Genomic DNA, 16,917 nt, shown 5'->3' with positions numbered 1-16,917 from the left:
GGAATTCCTCTATTTTTTTGCCGCTTCGTGCAGCTCCTGCCAATTGGCGACCTCGCGCCAGCTGAGCCGTCCGGATGGTGCCTTGACCGTGATCGGAAGCGATAGCGGCGGCTTGCCGTCACCGCGCATGCGCACGATGTTGACGGTATGGTTCGCGACCGCGGCGCCGGTTGCACTGCGCTGTCCGGCAACCATGCCCATATCAACCAGCAGCGGCGGCGACAGCCAGGCGCCCTGCTCCACCACGTCCCCGGTGACCTGTCCGATTTCCGATGCGCCGCTACTGGCATATGCAAGCCCCGTCAGGGCGTCCACCACGTAGGTCCGTGTGACCATCGGCGCGCATATGCTCGCGCCCGGAGCGAGTGTGTCGAAGATCAGCGCGCCGGAGACCAGCAGGGCCGTACCGCTACTGCGCTCCCCTTCGGTGCGCCCGTTCGGGAAATCGAGATACCAGCCCTTGCGCGCGCCGCTCCCTTCGAAGCGCAATGCGTCGCCATTGATGACATACGGTCCATTCCCCGAAGCCGACCGGGCCGCCAGTTCGCTGCGGCCACTGATTACTACGGGCGACTTCTGCGCGCTGTCGCGAAGCGCATAAAACGACTGAACCGCATACCCGGCTGGATCGAGGTCGGCGGCCTCCAGAAGCCTGCCGGTGGCGACAAGCACCAGATAGCCGCCGCCCGGCGCGAACACGACGCGTGGCGCATGGACGATCGGCTGGCGGTTGCCCGATCCGTCGCGCGCGACGAACAGAGGCTCCCCGTCCTTTCCCGGGCCGACAGCCTTCGGCCATGGCGGCTTCCCCGTAAAGTCGAAACGCCACACGTTGCCCTGCAAATCACCGGCATACGCATAACGAATGCTGCCGTCTGCAGCAAGGGCGAAGGCAGGCGCCGCAAGGGCGCGCGGCACCTCCGATTCGGACTTTGGCGTCATCAGCTTGTAGTAGTTGACGCCCTGGGCCCAAGGTTCCGAAACAGGCTTGTCGAGCGCCAGCAGGAACAGGGCGCCGCGGGCCGCGTTGGCGCCATCGTCTGCTTCGTAGTTGTTAAGCCCACTGGCGACTACTACGAAATACCGGTATTGAGGCGCGAGGTCCTTCATGCCGACCCTGAGTTTGGCGATGGCTGGTGCGCTGCGGACATGGCCCATCGCGGCATCGTCTTTTTCGGTGAATTCCCATAACGCGCCAAGGCCGGTATCAAAGCTGGCGGGATTGGTGACATCCAGCGCGAACACGCCACGTGCGCCCATACCCATGCCCGAGGCGAGAATAGTGCGCCAACTGCCGCCGACCCGGGCCTCGCCGAAGCCAGGACTGGCATCGACATACGGCCGGTGCATATAGCCCGGCTGGCTCAATCTATGCAGCTCCGGATGAAGCGCGGCCGGCACGTACGCGAACAGTTCAGCGCCGGTGTTGGCGTCGAATGCGTGAAGCATGCCGTCGTTCGCGCCGGCATACACAGCGCTGCGGCGCTTGCTGGCGCTCGCGTGGAACTGGACATAGCCGGTACCCTGGACGGAAACGGAAGGCCCACCTACCAGCGCGGGTGCGCTGTGGACGATATCGCCGAGCACAGTGGCGCGACGGCGGAAAAGTCCTCCGGCCTGCCCCGACTCGCGCGTGCGATCCCCACGCAAGAAGTCCACCCGTGCTTCGCCCAATCCATCGCCAGCCTGCTCGAACAGCGCGCGCTGCGCTGTGGGCAGCAGGGTCCAGGTGAACTCGATGGTCTTGGTTCCTCCCTGGGCGTCGCGCACCGACGTATAGATTTTTCGCGAATCCGCCGCAGGCATCTCCTGTGCGGCGTCCCACAGCGGTACAGCTCCCGCGTTGACCTTCCCGTCCGAGGCCAGGCTCATGTCATAACGCCGCAGTGTGCCACTCGATTGCTGGCGGTCGTAGCTGGCCTGTATGACGTAACGCCCGTTGCTCACAGCCTTACCGCTTACTGCGCCGCGTGGATGGCGCGCCGCGGCGAACAGCTCCCGCACCGCCAAATCAATGGCATGCGGATCACCCCCGGAAAAATATCCAGTCGCGCTCCCGTCAATATTCCACTCGCTGTCCGCCGGTTGCCCCTCCGTCGTCACCATGGGATTCTTATCGCGGTTCCGGTCAAGGAAGGAGCCATACTTAGCGGCGAGGTACAAGGGGCTTTTCCCCGGTTCCACTGGCGCGTCCAGTTCGAGCGACAAGGTGTCAAGCAGCACGTCGGAGTCGGGCCTGAATGGATTTGTATGGGCCCAATATGCCGCGCCCGTGAGATAGAAGCTCCCGGCACCGTCTGGCCCATCATGAGCGAGGTCCCTCGACTCAAGCTGCCCTACCCGCCGCGTTGCCTGTGTCACATCCAAGCTGCCGCTGAACACATCCGGCGCCCGCGCCGCATCGCCAAGGTAGGCACTCGCGTTACCAGGAACATAGCGGTCGCGGACAAAGCTGGAGTGGCCGATGACTGCGGCCATGGAACGCTGACAACTTGCCGTCACCGGGTCCACGCGCGTGTTCCACACCGCGAGGCTATCGTCTTCAACTGCATCTCCAGTTCCAGGGGTGGGTGCTCGCCCCTGCAAGTAGCGCAAGCCTTCATAGAACAGTTCAGCGCCGGGGTCCGCGGTTTTATATGTGCCGCTCCTGCCTGACAGGTTGACGAAGTTAATCAGGCCGCTGGTTGCGCCGCCGGCCTTGTCCGGGTCCGCTTCGAGCACGCCCGTAACCGGATTCCATTCAGGACGTAGGGCCCCGGTCTTGGGATGTCCAACAAACTTGAGCGGCGCTCGCAGCGCACCGCCGTAAAAGTTTGCGTCGTCGCCGGCCAGTTCAGCCAGATAGCCCATCGCGCCCATTCGCATCAGGTCAGCGTTCGCATGGATCGCGCCCTCGGGCTTGAAGCCACCCTTGTAGGCTGCACAAAGCAGCGGGCGGGATTCGCTATCGGCCTTATCGCAAACCTTCACGCGCGCATTGAATTCTCCAAGGTGCTTGTCAGGCGGCTTGTCGCACTTCAATCCAGTCGCCGTTTCGCTGAACAGCATTCGGTTGCGACACGAAAGCACATAAATCGTGGCCGCGCCAAATGGCGTCACGGCGTTCGCCTGCTTGATTGGCTTGGCCGGGAAATCCGCGCCAAACGAAGGAATCAACGCGCGTTGCAGCACCGTCAGGTCTTTGGTGTCAACGACCCGGTCGCCACCAGTCAGCGCGAGGCGGAGCAGATCAAGCCGCGACATGCTTGCCCAGTTCAGCAGGCTCCCGCTAAAGGAGTCCCCTCCGCATAGCCGATTCGTGTCGGCCATCTTCATTATCGAAAAGTACCCGCTTTGCTCACCAAGATCGGGCTCCTTTACGCCTGCCTTCGTTTTGTAAGGATAGGAGTAGCACATGCGTGGATTGAAGTAACCACCATACTCGGTCGCCGCACTGTAGTCGTCACGGTAGGCAGAACCAGCGTCAGCCCCAGTTAGTGAAAGGTGGAGCAGGAGATTTGGCGCGACGCGGCTTCCGGGCAGCCCAAGCTGTCCGTCAGGGATATCAAGCAGTGGAGGCGCTGCGCGAGCCGCCAGGGCGCACAGCACCGCTGCGGCGGTGAATACCGCAAGCTTCATCGCGCCGCTCCTTCGGCTGGCACGCTCTTGCGATAAAACGACTGCAGCACGACCTTCGTCGCCGGGCGCGATCCAAATCCAATGGCGGTGACCCGATAGAAATTGGCTGCTGGCTGGCCCGCATCTTCTCCGGCACGTGGAAACGGCATCAGCTCGATAATGTAGCGAGGTGGCCGCGATGGCAGCGTGCCCAGCCCAGTGGGCATGACCGCGCCGGTGAAGGTTCCGTATGCGACTGCGCCATGTGCGCCAGCATCGTCCTCCGTCAGCGCGGCACTAATCCATGCCGGAATGCGTGGCGCTTCTGCCCGACCGCACAATCCCAGGCCGGGATCATTTGCGCCCTTGCCGCAGCCATCACCGAAACCCAAGGCGCTGCCCGGCGCGAACATGGCTGCACGCGGCGATGCAGGATCGAGTGTCCGTATGTCGCGCTCAGCGTCGGCGAGGGCCGCCTCGGCGGCTTGCAGCGCAATGTGGCGGTCGCGTTCATTGCGTGCTGACTTCTCGGCGTTCAGCGCAGCCGTAGCTGCGGACACTGCCACGATCAGCACGGCGATGAGGACAAACAGCACGGTAACCAGCGCTGCACCGCCCGCCCGCCTGGAAGGTGAAAAGGCCATGGCGCCCTCACCTTGGCGGATTGCGCAGCATGATCGTGGAAGAGAACAGCCGCCGTTCACGCTCACGCAGGCTGCCTGGCATATCGCTCTCGCTGATGCGCGTGCCGGGATCGGAACTGCCGAGCGCATCGGCGTATGCCGGGCCGAAGACATCGAACACGATCGGCTGCGCATTCATCCGCACCCGCTTTTCGCCGTGCAGGATCAGGCCGACCTTGATGCTGGCAACACGCTTCCAGTAGGTCTTGCGCCGCAAGTCCAGTTCGCGTTCCGTCTCGTTTGCCCCGTCGATGGTCAGTCCATCGTCGAGGGCAGAGACGACGCTGGCATTGACGAACAGATTGGCGAGACCATCGGCCGGAACATCCGTATCGAGCCCGTACAGCACCTGGAACGAATCGACTCCCCCGACAATGGCGTCGGCGCCCCAGCTGGTTGAGCCGCGGTATTTGCACCGCAGTTCGGTATCGCCGACGGCACTGCGCCCGACGTAGAAAATGCTCCAGCCCTCTTCCAGCTCGCTGACGCCGAATCCAGCGCAGCTGGTCATGCTGCCATCGCCGTCGGGGCCGGCCCCGGCGCCTGCAAAGCGCAGCGCCAGCACATCGCTGCCATTGGCGACGTCCGGCCGGGGATCTGAAATGAAGTCGGCCGTCTTGACCAGCGATCGGTTGTCCATGCCCACAACCCGGGGCGGCGCAGTGGGATCATCGGCGATGCCGGCATCGGCGCGGTCCCAGTTGACGTAGGCCGTTTGCCGGACGGCGCGCGCAATAACCTCAAGTGCGAAGCGGCCGCTGTCATCGAGCCGCGCCGCCTCCTCCTGCGCGGCGTGGCCGCGGTTGGCGGAGATCAGCATGGCCGCGGCGAAAAGCAGTACCAGCAAGCCGATGGTGATTGCCACCATCAGTTCAACCAAAGTGAGGCCGCGTTGGCGGAGCGACGTCATGCAGGATCTCCCGATACGACGATGGCGACAATCGGCACACTGGCGGCTCGCTCGCCGTCGCCGGCTGGTCGAAGACGCCAGCCAAGCTTGATGACAACCGGATCCGATGCAGCGCCGGTACAGTCCCACGCCAGGCTATCGCTTGCCTCGCTCCACATCACCGCGTCGCGGCACACTGTTACGCGTGGCGCCGGGAACGCGGCATGCAATTCGCGCCGGAGTTCGTAGATGTCGAAGGCCGCCATTGCCGCGGTGTCGCAGTCGGCTCCCCCGTGGCAGGGCAGCGAGGGAACGGCAGGCGCACCATCGCTCGCGGCATCGTAGTCAATCTGGAGATAGGGATTCGCGCCGTCGGGCACGCGCATTTGCACCGTGTTCGCGCGCATGCGATCGGCGAAGGACGACGCGAGCTGTACGCCGTGCGACATGAGTGCGGACTCCTGGCGCGTGCGCAGCGCGACCGTCTGCGCAGCTACAGCGCCCATGACGCCCACAGCCAGCACAAACACGGCCATCAGCACTTCAATGAGCGTAAAGCCGCCGACGAAACGTGAATGCACCTGCGCCTCCATATCGATGAAGGCCCAAGTTATCAGGCGGGGCTATCCCACGCCTGAGTTACCTCAACTGTGCAGAGGCGATGCGGGGGAACTACTTGCGGGGTTTGCGTTCGTGTCCAACTTCAGCGATAGCTTCCTGGAACTCGGCCAGGTCTTCGAAGTTTTTGTAGACCGATGCGAAACGGATGTAGGCAATCTTGTCGAGCCGCTTGAGCTCCTGCATTACCAGTTCGCCGACATGGACGCTGTCCACTTCACGGCGGCCGCTGGTCAGGAGCTTTTCCTCAATGGTGGCGACGGCGGTGTCGATCGCCTCAGCCGACACAGGCCGCTTGCGCAGCGCGAGCATCAGGCTGCCGCGCAGCTTGGCCGACGAAAACTCGGTACGGCTGCCGTTCTTCTTGACGATGATCGGCATCGACAGCTCGATCCGCTCATACGTGGTAAATCGTTTATCGCATTTTCCGCATTTCCGGCGCCGGCGGATGGCGTCGCCCTCCTCGGATACGCGCGTATCGAGGACCTGGGTGTCTTCATGCTGACAGAACGGACATTTCATGTGGGCCGCCGTGGACTACTCAATGGGACCGGGCCCTCGTTATCGGAGGGCCCGGCGGATACAACGATTACGATGCGTAGACCGGGTACTTATCGGTCAGCTTCTTGACTTCCTTCTTCACGCGTTCAGTCACTTCAGCGTTGTTCGGGTTGTCGAGGATGTCCGCGATCAGGTTGCCAACGGTGGTCGCATCTTCTTCCTTGAAGCCGCGCGTGGTGAACGCAGGGCTGCCCAGGCGGATGCCCGAAGTGACGAATGGCTTCTGCGGGTCGTTCGGGATGCCGTTCTTATTGCAGGTCATGTGTGCGGCGCCCAGCAGTGCTTCGGCTTCCTTGCCGGTCAGGCCCTTGGCGCGCAGGTCGACCAGCATCACGTGCGACTCGGTGCCGCCCGATACGATGCGCAGGCCGCGTGCGATCAGCGCCTTGGCCAGTGCATCGGCATTCTTCACTACCTGCTTCTGGTACTCGACGAACTCAGGACTCAGCGCCTCTTTGAACGCCACTGCCTTGCCGGCGATGACGTGCATCAGCGGGCCGCCCTGGATGCCTGGGAAGATCGCCGAGTTGATGGCCTTCTCGTGCTCGGCCTTCATCAGGATGATGCCGCCGCGCGGGCCGCGCAGCGACTTGTGCGTGGTCGACGTCACGAAGTCGGCATGCGGAACAGGGTTCGGGTACAGGCCAGCTGCGATCAGGCCGGCGTAGTGCGCCATGTCGACCATGAAGTACGCGCCGACAGCCTTGGCCACTTTGGCGAAGCGCTCGAAGTCGATCTTCAGCGAGAACGCCGATGCGCCCGCGATGATCATCTTCGGCTTGTGCTCGTGCGCCAGGCGCTCCATTGCCTCGTAATCGATGTCTTCTTTTTCGGTCAGGCCGTAGGACACCACGTTGAACCACTTGCCCGACATGTTCAGCGCCATGCCGTGGGTCAGGTGGCCGCCTTCAGCCAGCGACATGCCCATGATGGTGTCGCCCGGCTTGAGCATGGCGAAGAACACGCCCTGGTTCGCCTGCGAACCGGAGTTCGGCTGCACGTTGGCAGCGTCGGCGCCGAACAGCTGCTTGACGCGGTCGATCGCCAGTTGCTCGACGACGTCGACGTACTCGCAACCGCCGTAGTAGCGCTTGCCTGGATAACCTTCAGCATACTTGTTGGTCAGCTGCGAACCCTGCGCCTGCATGACGGCTGGCGAGGTGTAGTTCTCCGAAGCGATCAGCTCGATGTGATCCTGCTGGCGGGTGTTTTCCTTCTGGATAGCGTCCCACAAATCCGGGTCGACATTGGCGAGCGTGTGATCTTTAGCAAACATGAAAAAAACTCCAATCGATAACGGTGCGTGGCACCTGGCTGATTTTGGATCGAATGAGGGGCCGGAAAAGACGGCGGACAGCCTCGTCGTGCGCTTCCATCGCGGGCTGCCCAGGCGAACGGCTTATGAAATCTCACATTCCCCGGTGGATGCCCACCTTTCGCCGACAGGCACGGGATGCCGCGGCTTTTCGCCAGTCATGTGAGACGAAATGGAGGCCAAATTGTAAGTTAAGTCAATGATTAGGGCAAGGAATGGCAAGGCAAACAAGGGGGTTTCAAGCATATATATCCAATTCGGCTACAATCCCAAGAGCCTATCCCCCTCCAGGACAATCAACATGATCGTATTTATCACCGGTGCCTCGGCCGGTTTTGGCGCCGAAATGGCCAGAACCTTCGTTAAAAACGGACATCAGGTAGTCATCTGCGCGCGCCGGACGGACCGGCTCGAAGCCTTGGCCGCCGAGCTGGGCGACGCCGCCCTGCCGATCGAGCTCGATGTCACCGACCCGGCGTCGATCGCCAATGCGCTGGCGATGCTGCCGCAGTCCTGGCGCCAGATCGACGTACTGATCAATAACGCCGGCCTTGCGCTCGGCACCAAGCCAGCGCACGAAGCGCCGCTGGAAGACTGGGAAACCATGATCGGCACCAACTGCACCGGCCTGGTACGGCTGACGCGGGCCCTGCTCCCGGCGATGGTCGAGCGCGGCAGCGGGCTGGTCATCAACCTGGGCTCGGTCGCCGGCCACTACCCCTACCCGGGCGGCAACGTCTACGGCGCGACCAAAGCATTCGTCGAACAATTCACCCTGAACCTGCGCGCCGACCTGGTCGGCACGGGCGTTCGCGCCACGAATCTTGCGCCGGGACTCTGCGGCGGCACCGAGTTCTCAAACGTCCGCTTCAAGGGCGACGACGCGGCCGCGGCCAAGGTCTACGAAGGCACGACGCCGCTGACCGCCAAGGACATCGCCGAGACCGCCTACTGGATCGCCACCCTGCCGCCCCATGTCAACGTCAACAGCATCGAACTGATGCCGACCTGCCAGGGATTCTCGCCTTTCAACATCAAGCGCAGCTAAGTGCCATCCATAAAAATTTCCAAAATCGGGGTCAGACCCCGATTTGGGCAATTTCCCGGGCCATACCCAGTCCATGTGTACGCTTTAGTACATAGCGGGACCTAATTAGGCTAAAATGTTGCCCAAATTCACTTATGACAACTGAAATGCCCTCAGCATTTACCTGGACGGTCCGGGTGTACTACGAAGACACGGACGCCGGCGGCATCGTTTTCTACGCCAACTACCTGAAGTTTTTCGAGCGCGCGCGCACTGAGTGGCTGCGCGCCGCCGGCGTGTCGCAGCAGGCTTTGCTCAATGAAGATGGGGCGATCTTCGTGGTCAAAAGCACCAGCGTCGACTATCACGCGCCAGCCCGCCTCGATGATGTACTAAAATTAACGCTGAGCATCGAACGACTGGGCCGCGCGTCGGTCGGTTTCGTCCAGCAGGCCTGGTGCGGCGATACGCTGCTGACTTCGGCCAACGTCAAAGTGGGCTGCGTCGACGCCGCCACCTTGCGTCCGCGCTCCCTGCCAGACGCAACCGCTGCTAAAATGCGTGCCGCCTGACCCATACACATTACAAGACACTAATCCAATCCAATGAATGTAGCCCAAGACCTTTCCTTCCTCGCGCTGATCAGCAATGCGCACCTGATTGTGCAGCTGATCATGGCGTTGCTGCTGGGCCTCTCGCTCGTTAGCTGGACCTATATCTTCCGCAAGATGTTCGCGATCCGCGCGGCCCGCCGCCAGACCGAACAGTTCGAACGCAGCTTCTGGGCCGGCGGCAACCTGCATGCGCTGCACCAGAGCGCCAGCAGCAACCGCGACCAGGGCGGCGCACTGTCGCGCATCTTCGAAGCCGGCATGGGCGAATTCGTCAAAGGCAAGGCGGCCGCACGCGAGGCGCTCGACGTCGGCGCGGTGCTCGACGGCGCCCGCCGCGCCATGCGCGCCGCGTTCCAGCGCGAAATCGACGGCCTCGACTCGCACCTGAACTTCCTGGCCTCGGTTGGCTCGGTCTCCCCTTACATCGGCCTGCTTGGCACCGTGTGGGGCATCATGAATGCGTTCCGCGGCCTGGCCAGCGTACAGCAGGCAACCCTGGCCACCGTTGCGCCCGGCATCGCCGAAGCGCTGATCGCCACCGCCATCGGCCTGTTCGCCGCGATCCCTGCGGTCGTTGCCTACAACCGCTTCACCCACGACATCGACCGCCTTGCGATCCGTTTCGAGAGCTTCGTCGAAGAATTCTCGAACATCTTGCAACGCCAGTCCCGTTAAGCGAAGAGGCAGACATGGCTTCATTTTCCAGCAGCCTGCGCGGCGGACGGGGACGAAAGTTCAAGTCGGAAATCAACGTCGTTCCTTACATCGACGTCATGCTGGTGTTGCTGATCATCTTCATGGCAGTGCCGCAGACCAATGACCCGAACGTGATCAACCTGCCGAGCGCCGAGCGATCGGCCGCGCCGCCGGACGACTACATCCAGATCGTGCTCAAGCCCGACGCCAGCCTGAGCATCGGCGTCAACGGCAAGAACCCGATCGCGGCCGAAGACGCGCCCGACCGCACCGCCCTGCTGCGCCGCCTGCGCGCGCTGCACGAAGAAAACCCGGATTACCCGGTGATGATTTCCGGCGACCGCGAGAGCAAATACGACGACGTGATCCAGTTGATTTCCGAAGCCAAGAAGATGGGCATTAACCGGGTCGGACTCGCGACTAAGTGATGAAGCAACAATGTCCACGATGAATCCTGCAGCCCTCGACGGCACGCCGTACCGGGTGCCACCGGAACCGAGCCGCTGGCGCGCCCTCACCCTCGCGGTGGTGGTGCACGCCGGCTTGCTGTTCTTCCTGTGGGCGGGCGTCAGCTGGCAGAGCACGCCGCCGGTCGCGGTCGAAGCGGAAGTGTGGGACATGAAGGTGCAGTCGGCCGCGCCGCCGCCCGAGCCTGCGCCGGAGCCGAAGGTCGAGCCGGAGCCGCCGCCTCCGCCGCCCAAGCCGGTCGAGCGTCCGCCGGAAGTCGAACCGACGCCGAAGCCGCCTGATATCGCGCTGGAGCAGGCGCGCCTGCGCGCCAAGGAACTGAAAGAGCGCAAGGAAAAAGAAGCCGAAGAGAAAAAGCTGGCCGAGGCAAAAGCCAAGAAGCTGGAAGAAGAAGAAAAGAAGAAGCAGGAACTGGCTGAGAAGAAAAAGCAGGAGAAAGCGGACAAGCTGGCCAAGGCGAAAGCCGAAGCGGCCGAGAAGAAGAAGCTGGCCGACTTGCGCGCCGCGGAGATGCAGCGCATCACCGGCGCCATCGGCACCAGCGGCACCGCCGCCAGGTCGACCGCCCCGCGCATCGACAGCGGCTACACCGCCAGTATCACCGCGAAGGTCAAGAGCAACACGACTTTCCTGGGCAGTACCGATGTGCCCGGCAACCCGCGGGCGGTCTTCAAGGTCGAGCAACTGCCGACCGGCGAGATCATCTCGGCACGCAAGATCAAGAGCAGTGGCGTGGCCTCGTTTGACGATGCCGTTGAGAAAGGCATTATCAAATCGTCACCACTGCCTAAGAAGAAAGATGGTACGGTAGAGCGAACACTTGAAATCGGATTCTCGATGAAGGACCTCGACTGAGGCTTTGTCGGAACCACGAACCTGGATAGATCGGAACCATGAAAAAACTCAGTTACCTGTTTTTCAGCGCTGCCGTCGTTGTCGGCGCCAACGCGAATGCCCAGCTAAAAGTTGAAATCGCCGGTGTTAGCAGCGGCCAGATTCCTATCGCCGTCGCCACGTTTGCCGACGAAGGCGTCGCACCTGCGCAGATGTCGGCCATCATCAAGGCCGACCTGGAGCGCAGCGGCGTGTTCAAGGTCATCGACGCCGGCACCGTGCTGTCCGAGACGTCCCCGATCGACTACAACCAGTGGAAGTCGCGCGGCGCCGACGCCGTGGTGGTCGGCAGCGTGCAAAAGCTGGCCAACGGCAACTTCAACGTGCGCTACGAGCTGCATGACACCATCAAGTCGGCCGAGCTGTCGGCGCTGGGCCAGACCCCTACCCCGCGCTACGCGCGCCTGGCGGCCCACAAGATCGCCGATGACATCTACGAAAAACTGACCGGCACCCGCGGCGCCTTTGCAACCCGCATCGCCTACGTCAATGAAAACCGCGGCGCCAAGGACTACCGCCTTGAAATCGCCGACGCCGACGGCGAAGGCGTGCAGGTCGCCGTGCGTTCCAACGAACCGATCATTTCGCCATCGTGGTCGCCGGACGGCACCAAGGTCGCCTACGTCTCGTTCGAAAAGCGCAAGCCGGTCATCTACGTGCAAAACCTCGTGACGGGCGGCCGCAAGATCGTCGTCAACGAAAAAGGCAGCAATTCGGCGCCATCATGGTCGCCGGACGGTTCCAAGCTGGCGGTCTCGCTGTCGAAGGACGGCCACACCCAGGTCTACAGCGTCAACGCCGATGGTAGCGGACTGCGCCGCCTGTCGAACAGCAACGGCATCGATACCGAACCACAATGGTCGGCTGACGGCCAGCACATCTACTTCACCAGCGACCGCAGTGGCGGCCCACAGATCTACCGCATGAGCGCCAGCGGCGGCGCAGCCACGCGCGTCACCTTCACCGGCAGCTACAACATCAGCCCGCGCGTATCCTCGGACGGCAAGACGCTGGCCTGGATCTCGCAGCGCGACGGCTTCTCACTGTATGCAATGGACCTGGCCAGCCGCCAGGAAATCCGCCTGGCCGATTCGGCCACTGAACCGAGTTTTTCGCCTAACGGCAAGTACATCATGTATGCGACCAAAGGAGGGGGACGTACGTCGCTCGCCGTGGTCTCGGTCGATGGACGCGTCAAGCAGCGCTTAACAACCCAAGCAGGAAACATCAGGGAGCCCAACTGGGGTCCCTTCATGAAGTAATTTTTAACCCCGATCAGGAGAAAAACCATGCGCAATATTAAAAGCGTAGCCTTCATCATCACGAGCGCCGCCCTGCTCGCAGCTTGCAGCTCGCCAGTCAAACTGAACGACGCTCCAGTCGTCGAGCGCGCACCAGAAGCCGCGCCAGTGGCCGACACCCGTGACGTTCGTCCAGTCGAAACCGGCTCGGTAGACCCACTGAACGACCCAAAAGGCGTTCTGGCTAACCGCAGCGTCTACTTCGACTACGACAGCTACGTTGTGCGTGACGACGGCAAAGCGGTTGTTGAAAACCACTCCGGCTACCTGAACAAGAACAAGGAACGCAAGATCCTGATCCAGGGTAACACCGACGAGCGCGGCGGCACCGAGTACAACCTGGCGCTGGGCCAGAAGCGCGCTGAAGCGGTTCGCAAGTCGATGGCAGCACTGGGCGTAGCCGAGTCGCAGATGGAAGCCGTCTCGCTGGGCGAAGAAAAGCCAAAAGCAACCGGTTCGACCGAAGCGGCTTGGGCAGAAAACCGTCGTGCAGACATCGTCTATTAATTTCTGCCGGCTGTAATGCAGAGATAGACAACGGGGCGCTTGCGCCCCGTGTTATTGTAGGGCCCGACGCAAGGGGCAGATCCGCTGCCTTTGCCAAGCAAGCAGTACAGATTCGACACCCGGTTTTGAAAGAGTCACGACCATGATCACATTCTCCAAATCCCGCCTGGCCGCCGCCGGCCTCGTGTTCGCAGCCCTGCTGCCTTTGCAAGCATCGGCCGGCCTGCTCGACGACGATGAAGCGCGCCGCGCCATCCTCGAACTGCGCACCAAGGTCGACAACCTGGCCCGCGACTTCAACGCGCGCCTTGAGACCAAGTCCGACAAGACCGCCGCGCTGGAAGGCCTGAACCGCCACGAACAAACGCTGCAGGAAATCGCCCGCCTGCGCGGACAGATTGAAGTGCTGGCCAACGAGCTGGCCAGCATCCAGAAGAACCAGAAAGACCTGTACACCGACATCGACGCGCGCATCAAGAAGCTCGAACCGCGCCAGGTCACCATCGACGGCCAGGAAGCCGCGGTCGCGCCGACCGAACAGCAGGATTACGAGGCCGCGCTGGCGCTGCTCCAGGGCGGCGATTACAAAGGCGCCGCCGCCGCGCTGTCGGAGTTCGTGCGCCGTCATCCGGACTCGGCTTACGCTGCCAACGCCCAGTACTCGCTCGGCACCGCCTACTACGCGCTGCGCGACTACAAGAAGGCGATTGCAGCGCAACAGGTGGTTGCAGCAAGCTACAAGGACAGCGCCAAGGCGCCGGACGCGATGCTCAACATCGCCAGCAACTACATCGAGCTGAACGATACCAAGAACGCCAAAAAGTCCTTGCAGGCACTGGTATCGAAGTATCCGGGCTCCCCTGCCGCGCAGACCGCGAAGAGCCGTTTAGCTGCACTGAAGTAAGAAAAAACGGGGATTTTGTGGTTCTCGGCATTTGACAGGATCGCCAGAGCCCCCTATAATCTTGCTTCTTTCGGGTCGTTAGCTCAGCTGGTAGAGCAGCGGACTTTTAATCCGTTGGTCGCAGGTTCGAATCCCGCACGGCCTACCACGAATGCGCAGTAAGCAATGAAGCAGTTACGAGAAATCGTAACTGCTTTTTTGTTTTGGACCCGGCGGACTACGACGAGGGGTCTGACCCCGATTTTTCCGTTAGAACGCACGAGGGGTCAGACCCCGATTTTTCCGTTAGGGGTCTGACCCCGATAGCACGGGACGCAAGGCTTGACTTGCAAAAAAGCAAACCTCATCATGGGAAATCTTTTTGCCTGGAGCGCCCATGAAATCGTCCGTATTGACACTCCACCTCCTGTTCTCTGGCGCGATGCTGTTGAGCCCCCTGCCCGTCCTCGCCGCAGAGCCGGCCAAGGGCAAGACGATTGCTGAAGCCACCGCCAACATGGCGCGGCAACCCGGGTTCATGGACGTGTGGCGCGACACCGAACAAGGCCGGATCCTGTTGTCGATACCGGAGCAAGGCGAGCAGTTCCTGATGGTTTTCTCCCTGCCCCACGGCCTCGGATCGAACGATGTCGGCCTCGATCGCGGCATGACGCGCGGGCCTAAACTGGTGCAGTTCGAACGGCGCGGCAAACGCATCTTCCTTATCGAGCACAACACCGGCTACCGGGCCACATCGGACAACGCTAGCGAGCGGGCCAGCGTGGCAGAAGCGTTTGCCGGCGCCGTTCTCTGGTCGGGCGATATCATCGCCAGCGAAGGCGGCAAGCACGTGGTCGACTTCTCCAGCTTCCTGGTCTCCGACCGGCTTAACGTAGCGGGCAGCCTGGCCAGCACCAAGCAAGGCGCCTACAAGGTCGACGAAAAACGCAGCGCGGTACTCGCCGACCAGGCCAAGAGCTTCCCCGACAACACCGAACTGGAAGCGATCCTGACATTCCAGGGACCTGGCGAAGCCGAGTTCGTGCGCCAGGTGGCTGCCGACGCAACCAGCATCACGATGCGCCAGCACGTGAGCATGGTGCGGCTGCCGGACAATCACTACCGTCCGCGCACCTACCACCCGTTCTCGGGCGCGTTCGAAATAAGCTATATGGATTTCGGCACCCCGCTCGCATCGAGCATTGCAGTGCGCGTGCAGCCCCGCTTCCGCCTCGAAAAAACCGATCCCTCCGCCGCCGTCAGCACTGTGAAGAAACCGATCGTGTTCTACGTGGACCGTGGCGCACCGGAGCCGGTGCGCAGCGCCCTGCTTGAAGGCGCGCGATGGTGGTCCACCGCGTTCGAAAAGGCCGGGTTCAAGGACGCCTATCGCGTCGAAGTACTGCCCGAAGGCGTCGATCCGATGGACATCCGCTACAACGTGATCCAGTGGGTGCACCGGGCCACGCGCGGCTGGTCGTACGGTAACGCAGTGACCGATCCGCGCACCGGCGAGATCATCAAAGGCGTGGTGTCGCTTGGCTCGCAACGGGTGCGGCAGGACATCCTGATCGCCGAAGCACTGCTCGCGCCCTACGGAAAAGGCAGTGCGCGACAGGGGCTGGCCGAGCAGATGGCGCTGGCCCGCCTGCGCCAGTTGTCTGCGCACGAGGTGGGGCATACCCTTGGCTTTGCCCATAACTTTGCCGCGAGCCCGAACGGCAATGGCTCGGTGCTCGACTATCCACACCCGATCGTCAAGCTCGACGCAAACGGCGGGATCAGCATCGCCGGCGCGTATGGCGTCGGCGTTGGCGCATGGGACGATTACGTCGTCAAACACGCGTATGCGCAATTTGAACCATCGGCCGAAGCCGCCGCCCTTGCGCAGCTGCGTGCACAAGCGAAGGCCGCGGGCTTGGCCCACGTGAGCGATAACGAAGCCCGCAGCGCCGGATCGATGCATCCCAACGGCGTGCTGTGGGACTTCGGAGGCGACCCGTTGCAAGCGTGGGACCAGCTGATGGCGGTACGCCAGCGCGCACTGCAAAACTTCAGCGTCGATGCGCTGCCCGACGACCGGCAGATGGGCGAAGTCGAAGCGCGCCTGGTGCCGGTGTACCTGATGCATCGCTACCAGGCGGAGGGCATCGCGCGCCTGCTCGGCGGCGGCGACTTCGACTATGCGACCAGCACAGACGTCCGTGCCGGGTCGGCGCGCGCCGGCGTGCGCATGGTACCGGCGTCGACACAACGCCAGGCGCTCGACAGGCTGGCGTCGAGCCTGCGCGCCGAGACGCTTGCCCTGCCGGCGAAGGTGCTGGACCTGGTAACGCCTGCAGCGACCGGGTACGAACGCGGACGCGAGTACTTCGCCACACGCATGAGCGGCGTGTTCGACCCGATGTCGGCGGCGGAAGCGGCAGCGGCGCAGACCTGCCAGTTCCTGTTCGATCCGGCCCGCCTCAATCGAATGGCATGGCAGCACGCGCGCGATCCGCGCCAGCCAGGCATCAAGGAAACGGTGGATACGGTCCTGGGCCAGACCTGGAAGCGCACGCCGGTAGCGGCGAGCGTCGTCGGCGGCGACGCCGTCCAGGCCAGCGCCAACTGGGTCGTGCTTGATGCGCTGTTGCGGGTGGTCGATGGCGGGCAGCTGCATCCGGCGCAGAATGCCGAACTGCGCACACAGCTTGCGTCGTTTGCCCAGTGGCTCGGCAAGAATGCCGCATCGGGGTCGTCGGGCGGCACGCGCTCGCAGGCGGCTGAATTAATCCGCCGATACCTCCATGATCCGTCCAAGGTCAAGCTGCGGCCATTGCCTGCGATACCACCCGGCGCCCCGATCTGAGAATGCCCGAGCC

At 62.7% G+C, this 16,917-nt stretch carries 15 protein-coding genes, 1 tRNA gene and 1 riboswitch; of the genes, 10 read left to right on the top strand and 6 right to left on the bottom strand.

Features of this window, described 5'->3' with window-relative positions; translation table 11 throughout:
- Nucleotides 1–9: 9 nt before the first annotated feature.
- From LMJ30_RS17750 to glyA, 6 genes are all read right to left on the bottom strand, one after another.
- Nucleotides 10–3,618, bottom strand: coding sequence for a pilus assembly protein (locus LMJ30_RS17750; protein ID WP_229433760.1), 3,609 nt, complete (start codon nucleotides 3,616–3,618; stop codon nucleotides 10–12).
- On the bottom strand, nucleotides 3,615–4,241 hold the full coding sequence (locus tag LMJ30_RS17745) for a pilus assembly PilX family protein (RefSeq protein WP_229433759.1): 627 nt from the start codon (nucleotides 4,239–4,241) through the stop codon (nucleotides 3,615–3,617). Before LMJ30_RS17745 ends, LMJ30_RS17750 begins: the two co-directional genes overlap by 4 nt.
- Nucleotides 4,242–4,248: 7 nt before the next feature.
- On the bottom strand, nucleotides 4,249–5,190 hold the full coding sequence (locus tag LMJ30_RS17740; RefSeq protein ID WP_229433758.1) for a PilW family protein: 942 nt from the start codon (nucleotides 5,188–5,190) through the stop codon (nucleotides 4,249–4,251).
- Complete coding sequence (gene pilV, locus LMJ30_RS17735; RefSeq protein WP_229433757.1) at nucleotides 5,187–5,750, bottom strand: type IV pilus modification protein PilV; 564 nt, start codon at nucleotides 5,748–5,750, stop codon at nucleotides 5,187–5,189. The genes LMJ30_RS17740 and pilV overlap by 4 nt, the downstream gene beginning before the upstream one ends.
- A 91-nt stretch (nucleotides 5,751–5,841) precedes the next feature.
- Entirely contained in the window at nucleotides 5,842–6,309 is a 468-nt protein-coding gene (gene nrdR / locus LMJ30_RS17730; RefSeq protein ID WP_229433756.1) for a transcriptional regulator NrdR, read from the bottom strand.
- 67 nt (nucleotides 6,310–6,376) lie between these two features.
- Nucleotides 6,377–7,624 carry a serine hydroxymethyltransferase gene (gene glyA / locus LMJ30_RS17725; protein WP_229433755.1) on the bottom strand — a complete coding sequence of 416 codons (1,248 nt, stop codon included), beginning with the start codon at nucleotides 7,622–7,624 and terminating at the stop codon, nucleotides 6,377–6,379.
- A 101-nt stretch (nucleotides 7,625–7,725) separates the two neighbouring features.
- Nucleotides 7,726–7,835, bottom strand: a riboswitch (ZMP/ZTP riboswitch).
- Between the two features lie 129 nt (nucleotides 7,836–7,964).
- Here glyA and LMJ30_RS17720 point away from each other — a divergent pair.
- From LMJ30_RS17720 to LMJ30_RS17675, 10 genes are all read left to right on the top strand, one after another.
- Complete coding sequence (locus tag LMJ30_RS17720) at nucleotides 7,965–8,711, top strand: SDR family oxidoreductase (RefSeq protein WP_229433754.1); 747 nt, start codon at nucleotides 7,965–7,967, stop codon at nucleotides 8,709–8,711.
- 146 nt (nucleotides 8,712–8,857) lie between these two features.
- Nucleotides 8,858–9,262: a tol-pal system-associated acyl-CoA thioesterase gene (gene ybgC, locus LMJ30_RS17715; protein ID WP_229433753.1), complete on the top strand. Its 405-nt coding sequence runs from the start codon at nucleotides 8,858–8,860 to the stop codon at nucleotides 9,260–9,262.
- A 33-nt stretch (nucleotides 9,263–9,295) separates the two neighbouring features.
- On the top strand, nucleotides 9,296–9,979 hold the full coding sequence (gene tolQ / locus LMJ30_RS17710) for a protein TolQ (protein ID WP_229433752.1): 684 nt from the start codon (nucleotides 9,296–9,298) through the stop codon (nucleotides 9,977–9,979).
- A 14-nt stretch (nucleotides 9,980–9,993) separates the two neighbouring features.
- The gene (locus LMJ30_RS17705) at nucleotides 9,994–10,428 is read left to right on the top strand and encodes a biopolymer transporter ExbD (RefSeq protein WP_229433751.1); all 435 of its coding nucleotides are present in this window, start codon (nucleotides 9,994–9,996) and stop codon (nucleotides 10,426–10,428) included.
- 10 nt (nucleotides 10,429–10,438) lie between these two features.
- On the top strand, nucleotides 10,439–11,323 hold the full coding sequence (tolA, locus tag LMJ30_RS17700) for a cell envelope integrity protein TolA (RefSeq protein ID WP_307729357.1): 885 nt from the start codon (nucleotides 10,439–10,441) through the stop codon (nucleotides 11,321–11,323).
- Nucleotides 11,324–11,361: 38 nt separating this feature from the next.
- Nucleotides 11,362–12,624: a Tol-Pal system beta propeller repeat protein TolB gene (gene tolB, locus LMJ30_RS17695; protein WP_229433750.1), complete on the top strand. Its 1,263-nt coding sequence runs from the start codon at nucleotides 11,362–11,364 to the stop codon at nucleotides 12,622–12,624.
- A 27-nt stretch (nucleotides 12,625–12,651) separates the two neighbouring features.
- Entirely contained in the window at nucleotides 12,652–13,170 is a 519-nt protein-coding gene (pal, locus tag LMJ30_RS17690; RefSeq protein ID WP_229433749.1) for a peptidoglycan-associated lipoprotein Pal, read from the top strand.
- Between the two features lie 142 nt (nucleotides 13,171–13,312).
- Entirely contained in the window at nucleotides 13,313–14,074 is a 762-nt protein-coding gene (ybgF, locus tag LMJ30_RS17685; protein WP_229433748.1) for a tol-pal system protein YbgF, read from the top strand.
- A gap of 72 nt (nucleotides 14,075–14,146) precedes the next feature.
- Nucleotides 14,147–14,222, top strand: a tRNA-Lys gene (locus LMJ30_RS17680).
- 228 nt (nucleotides 14,223–14,450) lie between these two features.
- On the top strand, nucleotides 14,451–16,904 hold the full coding sequence (locus tag LMJ30_RS17675) for a zinc-dependent metalloprotease (RefSeq protein ID WP_229433747.1): 2,454 nt from the start codon (nucleotides 14,451–14,453) through the stop codon (nucleotides 16,902–16,904).
- The last annotated feature ends 13 nt before the right edge of the window (nucleotides 16,905–16,917 follow it).

Origin of the sequence: Massilia agrisoli, assembly GCF_020831365.1 — a bacterium.
Lineage (GTDB): Bacteria > Pseudomonadota > Gammaproteobacteria > Burkholderiales > Burkholderiaceae_D > Telluria_A > Telluria_A agrisoli.
Note: the sequence above shows the minus strand (reverse complement) of the source record. Positions and strands in the feature narration are given on the sequence as shown.

Bases quoted from the DNA above. Each gene is read 5' to 3' on its own strand.
- LMJ30_RS17750 (WP_229433760.1), bottom strand. From the start codon at position 3,618: ATGAAGCTTGCGGTATTCACCGCCGCAGCGGTGCTGTGCGCCCTGGCG.
- LMJ30_RS17745 (WP_229433759.1), bottom strand. From the start codon at position 4,241: ATGGCCTTTTCACCTTCCAGGCGGGCGGGCGGTGCAGCGCTGGTTACC.
- LMJ30_RS17740 (WP_229433758.1), bottom strand. From the start codon at position 5,190: ATGACGTCGCTCCGCCAACGCGGCCTCACTTTGGTTGAACTGATGGTG.
- nrdR (WP_229433756.1), bottom strand. From the start codon at position 6,309: ATGAAATGTCCGTTCTGTCAGCATGAAGACACCCAGGTCCTCGATACG.
- glyA (WP_229433755.1), bottom strand. From the start codon at position 7,624: ATGTTTGCTAAAGATCACACGCTCGCCAATGTCGACCCGGATTTGTGG.
- LMJ30_RS17720 (WP_229433754.1), top strand. From the start codon at position 7,965: ATGATCGTATTTATCACCGGTGCCTCGGCCGGTTTTGGCGCCGAAATG.
- ybgC (WP_229433753.1), top strand. From the start codon at position 8,858: ATGCCCTCAGCATTTACCTGGACGGTCCGGGTGTACTACGAAGACACG.
- tolQ (WP_229433752.1), top strand. From the start codon at position 9,296: ATGAATGTAGCCCAAGACCTTTCCTTCCTCGCGCTGATCAGCAATGCG.
- LMJ30_RS17705 (WP_229433751.1), top strand. From the start codon at position 9,994: ATGGCTTCATTTTCCAGCAGCCTGCGCGGCGGACGGGGACGAAAGTTC.
- tolA (WP_307729357.1), top strand. From the start codon at position 10,439: ATGTCCACGATGAATCCTGCAGCCCTCGACGGCACGCCGTACCGGGTG.
- tolB (WP_229433750.1), top strand. From the start codon at position 11,362: ATGAAAAAACTCAGTTACCTGTTTTTCAGCGCTGCCGTCGTTGTCGGC.
- pal (WP_229433749.1), top strand. From the start codon at position 12,652: ATGCGCAATATTAAAAGCGTAGCCTTCATCATCACGAGCGCCGCCCTG.
- ybgF (WP_229433748.1), top strand. From the start codon at position 13,313: ATGATCACATTCTCCAAATCCCGCCTGGCCGCCGCCGGCCTCGTGTTC.
- LMJ30_RS17675 (WP_229433747.1), top strand. From the start codon at position 14,451: ATGAAATCGTCCGTATTGACACTCCACCTCCTGTTCTCTGGCGCGATG.